General features: G+C 66.4%; 14 protein-coding genes. 4 read left to right on the top strand and 10 right to left on the bottom strand.

From position 1 onward, the window contains the following. Positions 1-16: 16 nt before the first annotated feature. Together mdtN and BO1_RS15225 are read right to left on the bottom strand one after the other, a co-directional pair. A complete protein-coding gene (gene mdtN, locus BO1_RS15230; protein ID WP_028218284.1) occupies positions 17-1,066 on the bottom strand; it encodes a multidrug transporter subunit MdtN in 1,050 nt (349 codons plus the stop codon). Between the two features lie 17 nt (positions 1,067-1,083). After that, positions 1,084-1,383 carry a YtcA family lipoprotein gene (locus BO1_RS15225; RefSeq protein WP_084687977.1) on the bottom strand — a complete coding sequence of 100 codons (300 nt, stop codon included), beginning with the start codon at positions 1,381-1,383 and terminating at the stop codon, positions 1,084-1,086. Positions 1,384-2,320: 937 nt separating this feature from the next. Between BO1_RS15225 and BO1_RS51210 the strand changes: the two genes are divergently transcribed. Together BO1_RS51210 and BO1_RS15210 are read left to right on the top strand one after the other, a co-directional pair. Further along, positions 2,321-5,035, top strand: a complete 2,715-nt coding sequence (locus tag BO1_RS51210) for a mechanosensitive ion channel family protein (RefSeq protein WP_052409475.1) — start codon at positions 2,321-2,323, stop codon at positions 5,033-5,035. Positions 5,036-5,754: 719 nt separating this feature from the next. Beyond that, positions 5,755-6,741, top strand: a complete 987-nt coding sequence (locus tag BO1_RS15210; RefSeq protein WP_028218282.1) for an Abi family protein — start codon at positions 5,755-5,757, stop codon at positions 6,739-6,741. 79 nt (positions 6,742-6,820) lie between these two features. On the opposite strand, the gene BO1_RS15205 is transcribed toward BO1_RS15210, so the two are convergent. From BO1_RS15205 to BO1_RS15180, 6 genes are all read right to left on the bottom strand, one after another. Continuing rightward, on the bottom strand, positions 6,821-8,155 hold the full coding sequence (locus BO1_RS15205) for an ABC transporter ATP-binding protein (RefSeq protein WP_028218281.1): 1,335 nt from the start codon (positions 8,153-8,155) through the stop codon (positions 6,821-6,823). Positions 8,156-8,171: 16 nt separating this feature from the next. Further along, positions 8,172-9,923 carry an ABC transporter permease gene (locus BO1_RS15200; protein ID WP_028218280.1) on the bottom strand — a complete coding sequence of 584 codons (1,752 nt, stop codon included), beginning with the start codon at positions 9,921-9,923 and terminating at the stop codon, positions 8,172-8,174. Positions 9,924-10,179: 256 nt separating this feature from the next. Further along, entirely contained in the window at positions 10,180-10,350 is a 171-nt protein-coding gene (locus BO1_RS59140) for a hypothetical protein (RefSeq protein WP_156992265.1), read from the bottom strand. A 909-nt stretch (positions 10,351-11,259) separates the two neighbouring features. Beyond that, positions 11,260-11,715: a hypothetical protein gene (locus BO1_RS15190; protein WP_028218279.1), complete on the bottom strand. Its 456-nt coding sequence runs from the start codon at positions 11,713-11,715 to the stop codon at positions 11,260-11,262. A gap of 151 nt (positions 11,716-11,866) precedes the next feature. After that, complete coding sequence (locus BO1_RS15185; protein ID WP_028218278.1) at positions 11,867-12,319, bottom strand: zinc-finger-containing protein; 453 nt, start codon at positions 12,317-12,319, stop codon at positions 11,867-11,869. Between the two features lie 203 nt (positions 12,320-12,522). Next, positions 12,523-13,788 carry an MFS transporter gene (locus BO1_RS15180; RefSeq protein ID WP_028218277.1) on the bottom strand — a complete coding sequence of 422 codons (1,266 nt, stop codon included), beginning with the start codon at positions 13,786-13,788 and terminating at the stop codon, positions 12,523-12,525. Between the two features lie 366 nt (positions 13,789-14,154). On the opposite strand from BO1_RS15180, the gene BO1_RS51205 reads away from it, so the two are divergent. Beyond that, positions 14,155-14,736, top strand: coding sequence for a hypothetical protein (locus BO1_RS51205; RefSeq protein ID WP_052409474.1), 582 nt, complete (start codon positions 14,155-14,157; stop codon positions 14,734-14,736). A 224-nt stretch (positions 14,737-14,960) separates the two neighbouring features. After that, a complete protein-coding gene (locus BO1_RS15170) occupies positions 14,961-16,298 on the top strand; it encodes a DUF2325 domain-containing protein (RefSeq protein ID WP_028218276.1) in 1,338 nt (445 codons plus the stop codon). A gap of 60 nt (positions 16,299-16,358) precedes the next feature. On the opposite strand, the gene BO1_RS15165 is transcribed toward BO1_RS15170, so the two are convergent. Both BO1_RS15165 and BO1_RS15160 read right to left on the bottom strand, forming a co-directional pair. Further along, positions 16,359-16,757, bottom strand: a complete 399-nt coding sequence (locus BO1_RS15165; RefSeq protein ID WP_245643803.1) for a winged helix-turn-helix domain-containing protein — start codon at positions 16,755-16,757, stop codon at positions 16,359-16,361. Between the two features lie 130 nt (positions 16,758-16,887). Then, complete coding sequence (locus BO1_RS15160) at positions 16,888-17,502, bottom strand: nitrogen fixation protein NifQ (protein WP_028218274.1); 615 nt, start codon at positions 17,500-17,502, stop codon at positions 16,888-16,890. Positions 17,503-17,532: the final 30 nt, after the last annotated feature.

Genomic DNA, 17,532 nt, shown 5'->3' with positions numbered 1-17,532 from the left:
CAGCGGGCCTCCTGTTTCAGTGCGCCTGCGTGCTTGAGCCAGGGTCGAGCTTGACCACGGCCGAGGCGCCCAGCCGGAACAGTTGCGGATTCGGACGCTCGACGCGAATCTTCACGGGGAAGCGCTGGGCGACACGCACCCAGTTCAGACTGCGCTGCACGCGCGGCAGGCCTTCGAGCACGAGCCCGCCGTCGTCCGGCAATACGCCGTAGCCGATGGAGTCGACGCGGCCATCGAACACCTGCCCCGTATCCGCCATCAGATAAACCTTCGCGGGCGTGCCGGCGCGGATGTGCTTGAGTTCGGTCTCGCGGAAATTGGCCACGACAAACCAGTTGCGGTTATCGATGAGCGTGAAGAGCGGCTTGAGCGGCGACGCAAACTGCCCCACCGTGGTCTTCAACGAGACGATCCGGCCATCGAACGGCGCACGCACGATGGTCATTTCCTTGCGGAATTCCGCGAGCGCGATCTCGGCCGTCACCACGTCGCGCTGCGCGACCAGGGCGTCGACGCCGGTTACCGAGGCGGACGCCTGCTGCGCCTGCAGGCGCGCGGCCTCGAGTTCGGCTTGCGCGGAGCGGCGTGCGGTGCGGGCACGGTCCACCTCCTCCGCGGACACATAGCCTTTGGACAGGAGCGGCTCTGTGCGCTGCAAAGTGAGGGCCGCTTGCGAGGCAGCAGCGCGGGCGCGCTCGACCGCCGCCTGGGCAGAATCGGCGTTGTATTGCTGCGCCTTGACCGTGCGCTGCATCAGCGAGATCTGCTTGTCGAGCGCGGCGAGCGACGCGCGCGAGCGCGCCAGCTCGTCGTCGAAAGGCCGCGGGTCGATGCGAAACAGCACGTCGCCCTGCTTGACCGCCTCGTTGTCGTGCACGGCCATGTCGACGATGCGCCCGTTGACTTCCGGTACGACGTCGATCGAGTCGGCATAGGCGTACGCGTCGTCGGTTCGTGGCGCGGTGTCCACGCGCCAGAGCACGTAAAGCAGGACGACAAGCGTCACCAGCACGAGGAGTACCGGAACGATCCTGCTGGAAAATTGATGCGGCTTGCTACTAGCCATGAAACCGCTCCGTGATTTCAAGAATTGAAGAACAGCAGCCAGAACAGCAGTGAGAAGAGCAACAGCAATGACGAGTACGCGACGAACGGCGGGCCCAACAGGCTTTCTCGCTGCAAACGCACCAGCACGGCCCGCACGATGAGCGTCACGGCGAGACTGCCGAGGAAACAGAACATCCAGTCGGGGAAATAGGCCCCCAGCACGCTAATCGATGGCGAGACCGAACAGCCGGCCAGCCACGGCAACGCGAGGCCGCACAGAATGCGTCCAGCGGCGAGACATCGCGTCGGACGGTGAATTGGGATCAGACTGGGCATGAATCGATCACTGTCGTTCTTTGCGAACCCGCCACAATGTTCTGGATAACGAACGATATGGCGCAGTCCGGAATGGGATAAGCGGTTCTCAACTGCCAACCGATGCGCGCGAGGGTCACTGCGTTACGCCGCCGTGTAACCTTACGGGCCTTTGGCGGCTCTCCCAGGTGCGGGATGACTGGGTCTTTCCAGACGTGGAAGGCACTGCTTACGTGACGAACGGATCGACCACGCGAGCGAACTTGGCGCAGTCACAACGTCCGCGGCAATCCCGCTCGTCAGAAAATTGCTTCGGTTTGTAAGATTTCTTGACTCAGTCAAGGATGATTTCCTTATCAGGGCAGGAATAAGTTGCTGCAATCAAAACAATTTAAATGGCATTGCTCGCCTGAATTCCACATACAAATCTTAAATCTGCTTTTAATTTTTTTATGAACGTAAACTTTTTACTTAAAATTCATCTACTTACCGCAAAAAATCCACGTTGTATCGATTTATCACACAGGGACTTTTTTTAATCTTTATCAAATCATCATAAAAATCGATTTCAAACAATCCCAAAATATTCAGCCGACAGGAACCGTCAGGCCGACAAGCAAATCTCAGAATTGAACGGCGACTACACCGTCCCGCGTGAGCCATCACGACTGCCCGTGCAGCCAGGTCTGCGGCACAAAAATTGCGCTCGCGCGTCCAATATCCGTTCGGACAGAGCGATGACGCGCGCCCGCATCGGCACGCGGCGCCGTGCCCATGAGGTTGCGGGCACGAAAGCGCCTGCTTGCGCACATTCGCCCGTCCGCCTGACAAGGCAAATTACCGAGATTCGTTGCGACTTATTCCCATGACAAGGACGCCCCTTTTTTCCAGCTTACGATCCGCTTGTCGATCCCTTCGGGCAACGCGTATCGACTCCCTGATAACCGCACTCGCCTGCATGCTGCTGCTCGCCGCCACACCGTGCCGCGCGGATGCGCCAGCCGCCGCGTCCGCGGTGAACCCCGCGGCGCCCGTCGTGCTGACGCCCGCGCAGGCGCATTCGGCGCTCCAGGTGCTCGACGACCCTGTGCAACGCGCCCACGTCGAAGACACGCTGCGGGCGATCGCAGCAGCGGGTGCACTCGCCACGCCAGCCTCGGCTAGCGCGGGCGCCAGCGCGCCCGCCGCGACATCGGCGGCATCGGCGACGAGCAGCACAGCGGCATCCGAGCCGCTCGCCAACGCGCTGCGTTCGAACGGCCTCGTGCTGCAAATCGCCGACGGCGCCGCCCACAGCGCGCGGATCGTCGGCCAAAAGCTCCTGCGAGCACGCGGGGCGCTCTTCAACGTCACGTCCGCGCGCGACTGGTGGAGCATGCGTCTTGGCACGCCCGAAGGCCACGCAATCCTGGGTTCCCTCCTGCGCGTGCTGTTGCTCACGCTCGTGCCCGCGCTCGCCATCGAAGCCCTCTTGCGCCGCGCGATCCTCAGGCCACATCGCGCGCTCGCCGCGCATGCAGCGGCCACGCAAGACACCGTGGACAAGAGCGGTCCAGCTGCGGCGTCGAACGCCGCGGGCGCGGCGAGCCCATTGCCAACGTCGCCGCTATCGCCCGAAGCGGCGGTGGTGCAAACCGAAGCCGATCAGGAAACCCTGCGCGCCGCCGCCGGGATGGTGCCAGCTACCGCGGACGGCAATGTCGATGAGCAGGCCAGCGCAAAAGCAAGCGCCCTCGCCGCCGCGGCCGACGACGGCTACAAGCCAGGCATCGCCTCGCTCGCGCGCGAGGCGCGCCACCGCATTCGCGGTGCGCACCATTGGCGCCTGCTCAAGCGCCTGCCCTGGGCGTTCCTCGTCGCCCTGCTCGAACTCGTGCCCGTGATCGCGTTCGGACTGTGCGCCGCAGGCGTGCTCTCGCTGTTCGGCCCGGAGGACGCCGCAGCAGCAGCCGCCGTCGGCCATGTCGTCGATACGTGGGTGATCTGCCGCGTCATCATCGCCATCGGCACTATGCTGTTCGCGCCGGATTCGGATGCCCTGCGGCTCATGCCGCTCTCCGACACGTGGGCCGCATTCGCGCAGCGCTGGCTCGTGCGCATCGTCGTCATCGGCGGCGTGGGCGGCGTGCTGGGCGGGGCGGTGCCGCTCGGCATGACCGAGGACGCGCACCTCGCGCTGTTGAAGCTCGTCATCCTGTTCGCCCACATCGCGCTCGCGGTGGCGATCCTGCAGTGCCGTCCTTACGTGGCCGACGCGATCCGCAAGTGGGCCGCCGGACGCGGGTCGTTCGCCTATCTCGCACACTGGTTCTCCGATATCTGGGCCGCCGCCGCGGTCTTCGTCGTCATGGCGCTGTGGTTCGTGTGGGCGCTCGACCTGCGCGGCGGCTATCAGGAGCTCTTGCGCGACGGCGGCGTCTCGCTCGCCGTGCTGCTCGCCGGGCGCATGGTGGCCATCGTCGCGCTCGGGGCGCTCGGCCGCGTGTTCGATCCGAGCGGCAACGGCGAGAACATGACGATCGCGCAACGCCGTGCCTATCGCTACTACCCGGCGCTGCGGCGCATCTTGACGGCCGCGATATGGATCGTCACGCTCGACGTTGTGGTGCAGGTGTGGGGCCTGCACCCGGGGCGTCTGATCGCGAACGCGCCCATCGGGCATCTGATCGGCTCCGCGCTGCTGACGATCGTCATCGCCATCGCCGTGGCCGTCGTGATCTGGGAGGCGGCGAACGGCGCCGCCGAGCGGCGCCTGAACGCCTGGACCGATGCGGGCGACTTCGTTCGCGCCGCGCGCCTGCGCACGCTGCTGCCGATGTTCCGCACCACGCTCTTCGTCGCGATCCTCGTGGTGGTCGGGCTCACGGCGCTCTCGCAGCTCGGCGTGAACACCGCGCCGCTCATCGCGGGCGCGAGCATCTTCGGCGTAGCGCTCGGCTTCGGCTCGCAAAAGCTCGTGCAGGACTTCATCACCGGCATCTTCCTGCTCACTGAAAACGCCATGCAGGTCGGCGACTGGATCACGGTCGCGGGCGTCTCGGGCACGGTCGAATTCCTCTCGATCCGCACGGTGCGCCTGCGCGGCGGCGACGGCTCGCTCTACACCGTGCCGTTCAGCTCGGTCACGACGGTGAACAACACGAACCGCGGCATTGGCAACGCGGCGGTGAAGGTGTTGATCGCGCACGGCGCGGATTTGCAGCGCGCCATCGACACGCTCAAGGAGATCGGTGCCGAGATCCGCAGTGACGAGGCCTACAAGAAGGGCATTCTGAGCGACTTCGCGTACTGGGGCGTGGATCAGGTGGACGGCGCGAGCGTGACGCTCGTAGGCCAGATGCAGTGCAAGGACTCGGCGCGCTGGGGCGTGCAGCGCGAGTTCAACCGGCGCGTGCTGGCGCGCTTCACGGAGCGCGGCATCGAGCTCGCGAATCCGCAGCGCAGCTTCCTTGTTGGCCCGGGACATGAAGGCGATGTCGAAGGACGCCTCTATGGCGAGCGCGAAAGCGGCGCGGGCGATGACGACGACGATCGCGGCACGCCGCGCGCACGCGATGAAGCACGCAGCGGCCCGAGGGGCACGCAAGGCGACGGTAGCAACACCAAGCCGCGCAATGGCAAGGGCAGCGGCACGGGCGGCGCACAGGGCGCGACGCGCGGCAAGCCGAATTGATGCGGTGGCCAATGCGGTGGCTAGTGCGGTGACTCATGCCGTGGCTAGTACCGTGGCCGGTGCGCGGCTCGCGTGCACCGGCCTCACCCTCGCTTCGCGCGGGCACTCCCGAAAATACTCACCTCAAGCGGCACGGCGCGGCCGCCACGCGTGCGGCGCGCGGCGGACTTTCCAGTCCAATCAATGACCTGCGTGCAATGCGATGCGTTGATGCGAGCGCAATTGCACGAGTCCCGAAGAAGCTCACCTTTGCGCGCGCGTCCTGAACATCGTCCCAGAGGTGGCAACTGCGGCCAATACGTTAGTGCGCGCAAATTCCACAGAAGCACTTTGCGCAGTGTCTCCAACCAGGCGGACATGGTGAGCGCGCAAGGTGCAATTGACACAAGGCTTGGCCGTTTGACTGAGCTGACGAAGCTGCGCTTCCGATGGGAAAGTTGAGCGTGATCAGACCGGCATGGGGTCTGGAGGCCGGCTACATCGTTTGGTATCTGAACGAGAGGCCTGGCCAGGCGAAGATTTCGTTGATGTTCAGGGCTACGGTAACAGAGCCCTGACGAAGTCCGCGTTGCGCAGAAGAAACCGCCAGCGCCTGGCATAAAGGCAAACGGCCGCTTGCGCGGCCGTTTCCTCTTTTGCGTCTTGGAACCTGGCGTCCGTCCGGAGAGGGAGCTACCAAGCCATGTAATCCAAGCGCTTACCGTTTCATGGTAACACGTATGCTTAAACAGATCAAAGCTGACCCAGCGGGGAATCTGGCACGCGTCCAGGCATTGTCACACGCACGCCTGAGCAATTACCGCAGCTTCTTCGGCGCCGCGGACGATGCGCAAGCGCTTGCGCTCTATCAATGGAACGACGACTTGAGCGCGGTGTTGTTCCGCACGATCTCCCTCGTCGAGGTGGTTTTGCGCAATCAGTTCCACCGTGCCATGAGCCTGCGTTATGGCACCGTTGGCACCCATGGTTCGAAAGACTGGTACGCGCATGTCGCGCTTGGCGCCCATTCCAGGTCCAGGATCACCGGCATCACGCACTACAGGCAAGGGCAACACATGCTTCCCCGCTGTCCCGCCCCGTCACCCGACGACGTAGTGTCGAGCCTGACGTTCGGATTTTGGCCGCATCTCCTGAATCTGCAGGCAGATTGTCACAACCACGCCGTGGACTGGGGCCCCATCCTCGTCGACGTCTTACCGGGTCATCGGCAACGCCAGGCGACCTACTGGACGAAGCTCAGACACCGCGACGCTCTGTTTGCCCGGCTCGACCTGTGCAATGAGTTGCGCAACCGCATCGCCCATCACGAACCCATCTGGAAGCTGGGCCCACTCATGAGGGAGGGTCGCCCTCGAAAAGGGGTACCCCTGCGCATCGAGGCAACCGCCCCTTCGACACCCACCAGTGCGTTGGCGCGCTTGCGCTTGCTGTACGACCGCGTGACCGAGTTGCTGTGCTGGCTGTCACCCGCCGTTGCGGCCCAGCACGACGCAAGCGACATGCATTTGCGCTGCCTGAATCTGCTGCAACCTGAGACCCTCAGGGTCTATCAGCATGCCCGGCCCCTCGCAGAAGTTGACCTTGCCGTGGCAGTCAATCTGCGCACCGTGCGCAAGGCATTGCGGCGTGCGGCGCGCCGCAAACAGTCCGTGGTCATCAGGGACGGGCATCGGCTGATTGGGCACCTGACATGCCTCGTACCGTAGCCCCCGAGATGCGCACAAACAAAACCGGGGCACAAGGCCCCGGTCCGGTATCGCTGCATGTCGCCACGTCAAGCGAACATCAGGCCTCCACGTCTTCGAGGCTGAAGATCTCCGACTGATCGTTATACGAAAAGATCTCGCCGTAACGGCCCCAGTCGATCACCGTATCGAGCGTCTCTTCCGCCGCAACATCGGACAGAAAATCTTCGAGCTCCTGCTCGAAGCGCACGCGCGGCGCGCGATGGCCCGGGCGCTCGTTGAGCACCTTCTTGATACGCGCCGCGAGCGGCACGTTGCGCAGCAGATGATCGGCGAACATCAGCTTGCGCGCCTGCGTGCCCATCTCCGCGAACACGCGCGCGGGCGGCGTGAGCAGCAGGTCACCTTCGCGCACGTCGGCAAAACCGAGCTGCTGCAGCACTTCGGCGATCGGGAACAGGTCGTCCACTTCGAGATGCAGCGAGCGCGCGATTTCCGGCATGTCGGCGCGGCCGTGATACGGCGCGGCCGCCAGCGTCTCGATCAAGCCCGCCATCAGGTTCGTGGAGACGTCGGGCAAACGGCTGCCCACTTCGAGGCGCCGTTGCGAAGCTTCGGCCGCTTCGCGCGCGGTCATCTTCGCGTAGATGTCGTCGACGAGCTTGCGGAACGCCGGGTCCAGGCGATTGCGCGGATGCTTGAACGGCACCTTGATCTCCGCCACCACGCGCCCCGGATTGGACGAGAGCACGAGAATGCGGTCGCACATGAACACCGCTTCTTCGATGTTGTGCGTGACGATCAGCATCGACTTGATCGGCATGCGGCCTTGCGTCCACAGGTCGAGCAAATCGGTGCGCAGCGTTTCGGCCGTGAGCACGTCGAGCGCCGAGAACGGCTCGTCCATCAGCAGCAGTGCCGGGTCCACGACGAGCGCGCGCGCAAAGCCCACGCGCTGGCGCATGCCGCCCGAAAGCTCGCGCGGGTAGGCGTTCTCGAAGCCGTCCAGGCCGATCAGGTCGATGGCGGCCAGCGCCCGCTCGCGGCGCTCGCGCGCGCCCACGCCCTGCGCTTCGAGGCCCGCTTCCACGTTCTGCAGCACCGTGAGCCACGGGAACAGCGCGAAGGTCTGGAACACCATCGAGACACCTTCGGCGGGCCCTTCGAGCGGCTTGCCGAGCCAGTTCACCTCACCCGAGGTGGCCTCGATCAGGCCGGAGATGATGCGCAAGAGCGTGGACTTGCCCGAGCCCGAACGGCCGAGCAGCCCGACGATCTCGCCTTCGCGCAGCGAGAGATTGACGTCGTCGAGCACGAGGCGCTCGTCGTCCTTCTTCGCGAAGCCGCGCGAAACGTTCTTGACCGCGAGCACTTCCTTGCCCGGCACGGGACGCACCGACAGCAGGTCGGCAGAGACGGTTTGGGGATTCAGCATGTTGGTCTACTCCATCTCAATCGAGCCGCAGCCGGGACTCGGCGAACGTGTACAGCGGACGCCAGAGCACGCGGTTGAACAGCGTGACGAACAAGGACATCATCGCGATGCCCAGAATGATCTTCGGAAAATCGCCGGCGGCGGTCGTCTGCGCGATATAGGCGCCCAGGCCATGCGCCTCGAGCTTCGTATCGCCCCACTGCACGAACTCGGACACGATGCTCGCGTTCCACGCGCCGCCCGATGCGGTAATCGCGCCCGTGACGTAGTACGGGAAAATTCCCGGCAGCATCACCTGGCGCCACCATTGCCAGCCGCGAATGCGGAAGTTCCTGGCCGCTTCCTTGTAGTCGTTCGGATAGGCGGTAGCGCCCGCGATCACGTTGAACAGGATGTACCACTGCGTGCCGAGCACGATCAGCGGCGAGAGCCAGATATCCGGGTTCAGGTGGAAGCGCACGATCACGATCACGAACACCGGGAACAGCAGGTTCGCCGGGAACGCCGCGAGGAACTGCGCGAGCGGCTGGACTTTTTCGGCGAGCGCGGGACGCAGGCCGATCAGCACGCCGATCGGCACCCAGATCACCGAGGAAATCGCAATGAGCAGCGCCACGCGAAACAGCGTAATGAGCCCGAGCACGAACACATGCTCGACTTCGTCGAGCGTCACGCCGGTGCGCACGAAGGCGACCACGCGCCAGACCACGTACGCCGTGAGCGCGATCACAAAAATGGCCCAGAGGATGTCGCCCACGCGCGAGCGTTTGGTGAGCGCGGCGCTCGCCACGGGCATGGCCTTCGGCAACTGCACGCGAATGGGCACGCGCGCGAGCGTGGCGAGCATGAAGCCCATCGGCACGAGCAGACGGTGAATCAGGCGCGTGCGGCGGATCAGGTCGAGCAGCCACGACTCGGGCGCGTCGCCCGAAGAGGTGGTCTCCATGCGGAATTTGTCGGCCCAGGCCACGAGCGGGCGGAACAGGAACTGGTCGTAGGCCAGAATCACCACCGTCATCGCGAGAATGACCCAGCCCACCGCGTGCAGGTTCTTTTCCGTGATCGCCTGCGCCAGGTACGCGCCGATGCCCGGCAGCGTGATCGTGTTGTTGCCGACGGTAATCGCCTCGGAAGCCACCACGAAGAACCAGCCGCCCGACATCGACATCATCATGTTCCAGATGAGACCCGGCATCGAGAACGGCACTTCGAGCTTCCAGAAACGCTGCCATGCCGTGAGGTGAAAGCCTCGCGAGACTTCATCGAGATCGCGCGGCACGGTGCGCAGCGACTGGTAGAAGCTGAAGGTCATGTTCCAGGCCTGGCTCGTGAAGATCGCGAAGATCGCCGCGAGCTCCGCGCCCAGCACGCGCGAGGGAAACAGCGCGAGGAAGAAGGTGACCGTGAACGAGATGTAGCCGAGCACGGGCACCGACTGCAGGATGTCGAGGATCGGCACCAGCACCTGGCCCGCGCGGCGGCTCTTGGCCGCGAGCGTGCCATAGACGAGCGTGAACACGAGCGAGGCGACCATCGCGGCGAGCATGCGCAGCGTGGTGCGCAAGGCGTACTCGGGCAGCATCGCCGGGTCGAGCGAGATCGTCTCCGTCTTGAGCACGCCAATCGGCGCCATGGTCTGATGAAAGCCCACGACGGCCATGGCGATCAGGCCGATGATCAGCGGGAACGCCACGAAGTCCCAGCGATTGGGCAGCACGCGCCACGCCGAAGCGTTGGCCGTGCGGTTCAGGTTGAAGCTGAACTCCATCAGCGGCCTCCTTGGGCGGATGCATGCACGACGCCGCGTGCGCGCGGTGCGCGGCGAGTCGTTCGCATCGAGCGGTTGAGCAGATTGAACTGATTCATGTGTTGAAGCACCGGCGTTTCTGGATGTTGCTGTTTATTACTGTTTGATGCTGTTGCGCGGCCCTTGTGCCTCGCCTGCATCGCCATGTGCGATCGCGGCACAGGTGAGCGGGGCCGCGCTTTCTTGTCTGGCTCCTGGCTTGCTCTCGCAAGCTACGTCAGCCTCGCGCGCCCCGGAACACCCGTGCGCGCAGGTCTCGCCAGCGCGCGGCGAGTCTCGAATGGCGGCACGGCGGAGCGGCCGGTGCGCGCTGGCGGGCGCCGATCACATCGGGATGGAGGTTTTGCTGCGTTTGCGGCAGGTGCGGCAGAAGAAGGCCGAAGTTCATGCTGAATCTCCTCGCGTCCCGCATTCGCGTGGACGCCATGGCGAGGAAAGCCAGCAGACCCGGCTGCGCGCTATGCAAGGCCAATTCGGCGCGCTACAGCGGCTTTAAGTCTGCGCGCTTTCCTCAGGGAACGAAAAAAGGAAGCGGCATAACGGATAACTGTCACTGTCGGACATCGGAACTCCTCATCGTCACGGCGGCGCGCGTGGGGCCGAATCGGCCTGGGCCATACGGGCCTGGGCCATCTCGGCCTGGGCCATGCGCGGCGCAAGTGGCGGTCCGCGCATCGCAGCGCATCGGCTGCCGATGCGCGCAACGAACGGACCGTGCCGCGAGCGAAATTCGCTCACGGCGCGATATCGACCTGGTGCTGCGCGCGAAACAACAACGCGGCGGCGCCGGGTCGACGCTAATCAGAGTGCACGGAGATTACTGCTGGACGCGCACCATCTGCCTGGCTGGCAAGACGGCGGCTGAAAGAAAGGGAGCGCGGACGTCGTGCCGGTCAGGCAGCGAAACTAATCGAAGATCGACAACTGCTACTGTCCAAGGCGTCAGCCCCTTTTGTTAAGACGGGCGAATTTTAGTCACGCCCACTGCCGGAAGTCAACACGATTCGCGCCTCGCGTCAAATGTCGTGCCAATGCCGCCACAAGGTCACTGCACGGCCAGCACAAGGACACCACGCGGCCGTCCCAAGGCGGCCCAAGGCAGCGATCGTGCAGCGCGGCGATCCATTGAACGTCACCGGCTTTTATCTGGCCCCGCTTGCGGCGGCGCTCACTTCATTCTGCTTCCCAGTCCGCGTTGCGCATTGGGGGCGGACCGCTTGACCACCTCGTACACCACGCGCAATCCCGGTACCCGATGCCCCGCCGTGCCCACATTCGAGCCGCGTGGCCGCCTGCTTCACGCGCGCTTGCGCATCGGCTGCCGTGCCTCGCCCGTGCGCATGCGTTCCAGCCGCTCGCTGGCCTCCGCCAGCACCCAGAACGGCGCGCTCTGCAACTGCTGGTCGTAGACGCTCACGATGGCCTTGACGGCCTCGAACTGCACGTCGTCGAGACGCCAGTCGTCCTCAGCGCCGCCGCGCGAGAAGCACGCGAGGATCGCCTCGTCGGCGCAGCGCACCTGCTCGGGCGTCAGCGCACCGTAGCCCGCGCCGGCAATCGACTGCGCCAGCACATGCGCATGCAGGAGCGCCTGCGCGTCGTGCTGGGTGCCGGCCGCGCGCAATGACGCCAGCGCCAGATGCACTTGCAGCGCGAGGTCGTCCGCGCCCGCGCGCGGCATCGGCAGCAACTCGGCCTTATTGCGCCGGGCGCGGGTGCTCTTGTGCTGCGGAAAGGGGATCGTCTTGGCCATGTCGCACGAAAAAGGTCATTCTTCAGATGCATTAACGGCACCTGGCGCCCAAGGTTGAGCGCCGCCGTGCGAGATGGATGTAACGAATGGTGACAGGCCGGCGCCGGTGCGCGCCGGTTCGAGCCGGCGACGCGATGCGCCGGCCCCGCCGCTAGCGCGCGTCGTCGGACCCGCGACGGGCGGCCATGAAAGCTTCCACGTGGCGGATGGCCGCCTCGCACTGTTCGAGTGTCAGATGATGAATCGAGGGATTCGGCAGATCGAAGCCGAGTTCCTCGGCGAGCCAGCGCAACGCGCGGCCGCGGGCCTCGAAGACGTTCACCTTGTCGCGCCGCACCTTGGCGGCGACGAGCGGCTCGAGCGCATCGTGCAGGCGGCTCTTGGCGTCACGCAGCGCGGCATTGGCGAGCCGCCCGAGCGGCACGTTGCGCGTGCTGCGCGCAGGCACGCCAATCCATGCCTCGCAGGCCGCGCAGACCCAGAGTGGGCCGTGATCGTCGCGGTACGGATAGGCTTCGTCGCCGTAGCGGGCGAGCAGCGCCTTCGCGCCGCAGTAGTCGCACAACGGCTGCGGCAGCGCCTTGACCGGTCGGCCTACGCGCATGCGGGGCTCCCGAAGGTGAAAGTCGATGGTTGCATAAACACTTGCTTGCGTGATGGTGATTGCGTTTGCGGTGTAGCCGCGTTGCTGCTGGAGCGCATCGAAGTGACGGCGCGGTGGGGCAGGAACAACGCGCGCCTCGGTAAAAGGATACCGGGAAAGCGTCAACGGACGGCACGGCGGACCCACGCCCGCCCACGCCTCGCTCACCCCGCGCCTGCGGCGGCCCGCGTCTCCTCGTGCTCGAGCGAGCGCGTCTCGCGCAGGGCGGGAAAGAGCTTCATCCACAGCAGCGCCACGCCAATGGTCGCCACGCCGCCCACCAGCACCGCGGGCTGCGCGCCCCACCATCCGGCAGTCAGGCCCGACTCGAACTCGCCCAACTGATTCGAAGTGCCGATGAACAGCGAGTTGACGGCGCTCACGCGGCCCAGCGTGTGCTCGGGCGTGCGCAGCTGCACGAGCGACGTGCGCACGACCACGCTCACCACGTCCGACGCGCCAAGCACCGCGAGCGCGATAAGCGACACGGCGATGTTGTGCGACAGTCCAAACGCGATGGTCGCGCAGCCGAACACGATCACGCCGCCGAACATCGCAAGGCCAGGACGCCTGCGCAGCGGAAAATGCGCGAGCCAGATCGAGCCCGTGAGCGCGCCCACCGCCGAAGCCGAGCGCAGCAATCCTAGCGCCAGCGGGCCCGCATGCAGGATGTCGCGCGCGAAGACAGGCAAGAGCGCCGTCGCGCCGCCGAACAGCACGGCGAACAGGTCGAGCGAGAGCGCGCCGAGAATCACGGGCTGCGAACGGATGAAGGCGATACCCGAGAACACCGAGGCGAGCGTGACGGGCGCGCGGACGGCGGGCCGCGCCTGCAGCGCGATGCTCGACGAGAGCACGGCGGCCACGGCGAAGGACAGCGCGCACGCGATATAGGCGGGCCCCGCGCCAACGCCGTAAAGCAAGCCGCCCAGCGCCGGCCCGACGATCTGCGCGGTCTGGCTCGCCGAGGTCGACCAGGCGGTGGCCGTGGGCAACTGCGCGCGCGGCACCACGGCGGGCAGCAGCGAAGACATGGCCGGCGACTCGAACGCACGCGCCGCGCCCACGCAGGCCGCCAGCGCATAGATGACCGGCGCGCTCAGCCAGCCGCCGAAGGTGCCGCACGCGAAGATTAGCGCGGCGGCGCACTCGACGCCCTGGCAGACGGCGGCGATGCGTCGGCGGTCGTAGCGGTCCGCGACATGGCCAACGACGAGCGTGAGGAGGAACATCGGCAGGAACTGCGAGAGGCCGACGAGGCCGAGCGCGAACGCGCTCTTCGTGAGCGCGTAGACGTGCCAGCCCATTGCGACGGCGAGCATCTGGAACGACATCGAGGCGAGCACGCGTGCGCCCCACAAGCGCTGGAAACCGCGATTGCGCGCGAGACGCCCGGGCGCAGCCCCGGGTGCGGACGAAGGTGTGTTCATGAACGGCGGGAAGGGCGCGGCGCGCGGGCGACGTGCAAAACAGGAGATTTTAAAGCAGCGGGGCTGAGCGCACCGGCGAGCCCCGATTCATGCGCGCGGCGGATTGCTGGCATCGATATATACATTAGAATATAACGAACGCGCCGGGCCTCCCGATGCGCAAGTTCCGGAATCCATCAGTCAGAGAGAGGTGCTTGAGTGAGCCGTCGGTCCCTGGCGACGAATGCAGCGGGAAGCGCCACGAGCACGCCTCGCGCACCTGGCACGCTGAGCGCCATGCCGCCGCGCGCGGCGTCGCCGTGCGGCGCGTCAGCGCCGGGAGTGGGGGCGGCCGGCAGGCGGGAAGCCGACTCACGGGCGTCTGCCATGCAGGCAACCGGCATCGGTGCATTCGACACGCAGGCGTCTGCCATTCAGGCATCCGGCATGCGGGCAACCGACGCCGTCCCGGCCACGTTCACGATCTTGCGCCCCGCGTCCGGACTCGAGCGCGCGGAGCAGATTCGCGACATCATCGACGCCTTCCGGCGCCTGCGCGAGAGCATCGACCGCTTCAACCGCCTGTTCGCCGCCGCAGCTGGCGAGCCGCAGCCGCGCGGTAACAGCGGCGCTTCGCTGCAGCCGTTGCTCACGGCGCTCGCGCGTCGCGTCGACAGCGCGCGCTTTGCACAGCATCGTGAACTCAAGCGGGCGATTCGTGACGCGCGCCGCCTCGACAAGACCCGCGACGCGCTCTTCTCCGAAGCCTTCAGCCTCGACACGCAAGCGATGCGGCGAACCGCAGCCGAACTGGAGTGTCTCGATACCGTGTTCGTCCGGCTGGGCGTCGGGCACGTGCTCGCGCAACATCAGGAAGGCGCGCGCACCACTATGGACGACGCCGCAGCGAAACCGCCAGCGGCCGCCGATGCCGGCGCAGCCGCTTCCATGCAAAGGGACGCCGCCTGAGCCACCGCGCGCGCACGAGCCGATGCGCGCGCGACACGCGCTACCAGACAGGCATCGCCAGCCCCCGCCATCGGGCACGTGAGCGCGCCGTCTGCGGCGTTCAGCGGCCCGATCACGTTATATTCCATGGTATATTGCGCTTTCGGCAAGCAGCCACGCGTCATCGCGAACGGCTGCGCCACGCGCATCGCCATCCCGCGTTCCCAACCGGATCAGAGGTCACCATGCACGCACCGCCGTTTCGCCTCGCCCGCACGCCGGGCGCCGCGACGCCGGACGAGGCGCCGCATCTGCGCGCCTTCGCCCCCGCCGCCGCCTGCTGCGGTCCTTCCCAGGCCGAGCTCGACCGTTCGCGGCGCCGCACGCGTCTCGCCGATCTCGACGCGCATTTGCACTGCTCGATCATCGGCACCTGTCTTTCCACACACGAACTGCGCAAGCTCGTGCCGAAATACACGCCGCTCGACGGCCAGCGCGCGAGTGACCTCGAGATTCACCACACCGCGGTCGAACACGCGATCCAGGGCGGCGCGCTCAGCAAGGCGCTGCAAAAGGCGCTCGACACGCGTTACGCCGGCGCGCTTCGGCGCTTTGCCGCCGCGCGGGACGTCGACGCGGTCCTCGCGCTCTGGAACGAGGCGCGCACGAACGGCGACATTCCCCCCGCCTACTGGGCGCTGATGACGCATCCGGCCACGACAATGGAGGTGCGCCAGGCGGCGTTCGGCGACCTGCACATGCTCTCGCACCTCGTGGGCGCCGCGAACCGCGCCGATCTGCGCCGCCTCGTGGCACTGGAAGACGAAAACGCTGCCTTGCAGGCGAAGATCGAGCGCCAGCAGCTGCGTCTGAACGAGATCAGCCGCGAGCGCGACGACGCCCGCAAGGCGCTCGACGAACAGTCGGCGCACGCGGTCGCGCGGTCCGAATCGCAGGACAAGGCGCACGACACAGCGGCGCCGCAGCTTGCGGCCTTGCACGTGGCGCTGGCTGCCCGCGACGCGCGGCTCGCGCTGGAAACGAGCCGCCGCGAAGCCGCCGAGCAGCGCGCCGCCGCGGACGCGAACACCCTGCAAACGTTGCGCGCGCAACTCGACGAAGCGCACACGCTGATCGACGCGCTGCGCGCCGAGGCGCACGCGATGGAAACCGCGGCGCAGCCCGATGACGATGAGGCGCCGCGCGCGCTGCCGCGCGAGGCGCTCAAGGGACGGCGCATCGTCTATGTGGGCGGACGCCCCGGATCGAATCACGCGCTGCGGCGCTGGGTGGCCGCGGCCGGCGGCGAGCTCACGGTGCACGACGGTGGCCTCGAGGACCGCAAGGGCCTGCTGGCGGCCTCGCTCGCGGGCGCCGACCTGGCCGTGTTCCCGGTCGACTGTATCGACCACGATTCGATGGCCACGCTCAAGCGCGTGTGCGAGCGGCACCGGGTGAGCTGGCACCCGGTGCGCACCGCGAGCCTCGCGAGCTTCGTCGAGTTGATGATGCGGCTGCACGTGAGTGCCACGCCTGCGCTGACGGCCGTGCCCGTCTCACGGTTCTGCCTGCGCCACGGCTAGACGGCACACGATCGTGCGAGCGCCCGAAACCGCGCGTGACACACACGTGCGGGTACGGGCTCAGCCCTTCACGAGTTTCTTCAGCGCTTCGATTTCGGGCGCGCAGGCGGCGGCGGCCCGCGCCTCGATGCCGCGATAGAGGCGAATGATCTCTTCGCCCACCGGCGTGAGCGTGCTGCCCCCGCCGCTTTGTCCGCCGTGCTCGGACACGGTGGCCGGCGATTCGAGCGCGCGATTGAGTTCGTCCATGAGGAGCCACGCGCGCCGATACGACATGTTCAGGCTGCGCGCCGCCGCGGAAATCGAGCCATGCTCGCGCACGGCTTCCAGCAATTGCACCTTGCCTGGCCCGAGCGCGATGGTGCCGTCCTGCATGACACGCATGCGAAAGCGCACTTCAGGCTCGCTGTGCCGTGTTGGCGCGCTGGCCTGGGTCTGATCTTTTTGGGGTGGGGTCATGGGCGCAAGCATACATGAAGGTCTGGACCATTCGGTCTGGGCCATCCGGTCTGGGCCATCCGGTCTGGGCCATCCGGTCTGGGCCATCCGGTCTGGACCATTCGCCCTGGCCGAACGGCTGGCGGCCTTGCTACTCGTGCCCCTGCGGAAAGCAGAAGCCGAAATCCTCGCAGCCCGGACAACCCGGCGCGGGCCCCGGCACGCCGCCGGTGGCCCATGCAAGTTCGCGCGCGAGCAGTTTCTTCCAGCGCAGGCCTTCGCGATTGCGCGCGACGACTTCCGGGAAAAAGCGCGAGAGCATCTGTGTGACGTCGTCGCGGCCGGAAAGTCCCAGATCGCGCCACAAGTGATCGGGACGCAGGCACGCATGCGCGAGGATCGTGGCAAGACACTGGGCGTCGGCGGCATCGACGTCAGGCGCGGCGAGGCCAATCAGGAATTCACGCATCGAAGCCACGAACGCGGCATGCTTTGCATCCACGACCGGCGCCTGGTGCGCAAGATGCAGCAATGGCACCACCGCGTCCGCTGTGAAGTGCCGCTGGGCGAGCGCCGTCAACGCATGCGCCGATAGCCCGAGCAACGCCAGTTCGCCGCGCACTTCGCGCGCCGCCACGAGCCGCGCGAACAACCACGCGTCGCCGGAGCGCGCGCCGCCGGGCACGCCGGTCAGACGGTCGCGGCAGGCCGCCGCGCGGCGCTCGAAATCGGGCGCCGCCGCATGGCTGGGCAAGGTCTCGGTCATGTCGATCGCGATTGCGGTTGCACGCGCCAG

Origin of the sequence: Paraburkholderia oxyphila NBRC 105797 (assembly GCF_000685075.1) — a bacterium.
GTDB classification, from domain to species: domain Bacteria; phylum Pseudomonadota; class Gammaproteobacteria; order Burkholderiales; family Burkholderiaceae; genus Paraburkholderia; species Paraburkholderia oxyphila.
Note: the sequence above shows the minus strand (reverse complement) of the source record. Positions and strands in the feature narration are given on the sequence as shown.

Excerpts from the sequence above, each read along its gene's own strand:
- mdtN (WP_028218284.1), bottom strand. The coding sequence starts at position 1,066 with ATGGCTAGTAGCAAGCCGCATCAATTTTCCAGCAGGATCGTTCCGGTA.
- BO1_RS15225 (WP_084687977.1), bottom strand. The coding sequence starts at position 1,383 with ATGCCCAGTCTGATCCCAATTCACCGTCCGACGCGATGTCTCGCCGCT.
- BO1_RS51210 (WP_052409475.1), top strand. The coding sequence starts at position 2,321 with ATGCTGCTGCTCGCCGCCACACCGTGCCGCGCGGATGCGCCAGCCGCC.
- BO1_RS15210 (WP_028218282.1), top strand. The coding sequence starts at position 5,755 with ATGCTTAAACAGATCAAAGCTGACCCAGCGGGGAATCTGGCACGCGTC.
- BO1_RS15205 (WP_028218281.1), bottom strand. The coding sequence starts at position 8,155 with ATGCTGAATCCCCAAACCGTCTCTGCCGACCTGCTGTCGGTGCGTCCC.
- BO1_RS15200 (WP_028218280.1), bottom strand. The coding sequence starts at position 9,923 with ATGGAGTTCAGCTTCAACCTGAACCGCACGGCCAACGCTTCGGCGTGG.
- BO1_RS59140 (WP_156992265.1), bottom strand. The coding sequence starts at position 10,350 with ATGAACTTCGGCCTTCTTCTGCCGCACCTGCCGCAAACGCAGCAAAAC.
- BO1_RS15190 (WP_028218279.1), bottom strand. The coding sequence starts at position 11,715 with ATGGCCAAGACGATCCCCTTTCCGCAGCACAAGAGCACCCGCGCCCGG.
- BO1_RS15185 (WP_028218278.1), bottom strand. The coding sequence starts at position 12,319 with ATGCGCGTAGGCCGACCGGTCAAGGCGCTGCCGCAGCCGTTGTGCGAC.
- BO1_RS15180 (WP_028218277.1), bottom strand. The coding sequence starts at position 13,788 with ATGAACACACCTTCGTCCGCACCCGGGGCTGCGCCCGGGCGTCTCGCG.
- BO1_RS51205 (WP_052409474.1), top strand. The coding sequence starts at position 14,155 with ATGCAGGCAACCGGCATCGGTGCATTCGACACGCAGGCGTCTGCCATT.
- BO1_RS15170 (WP_028218276.1), top strand. The coding sequence starts at position 14,961 with ATGCACGCACCGCCGTTTCGCCTCGCCCGCACGCCGGGCGCCGCGACG.
- BO1_RS15165 (WP_245643803.1), bottom strand. The coding sequence starts at position 16,757 with ATGACCCCACCCCAAAAAGATCAGACCCAGGCCAGCGCGCCAACACGG.
- BO1_RS15160 (WP_028218274.1), bottom strand. The coding sequence starts at position 17,502 with ATGACCGAGACCTTGCCCAGCCATGCGGCGGCGCCCGATTTCGAGCGC.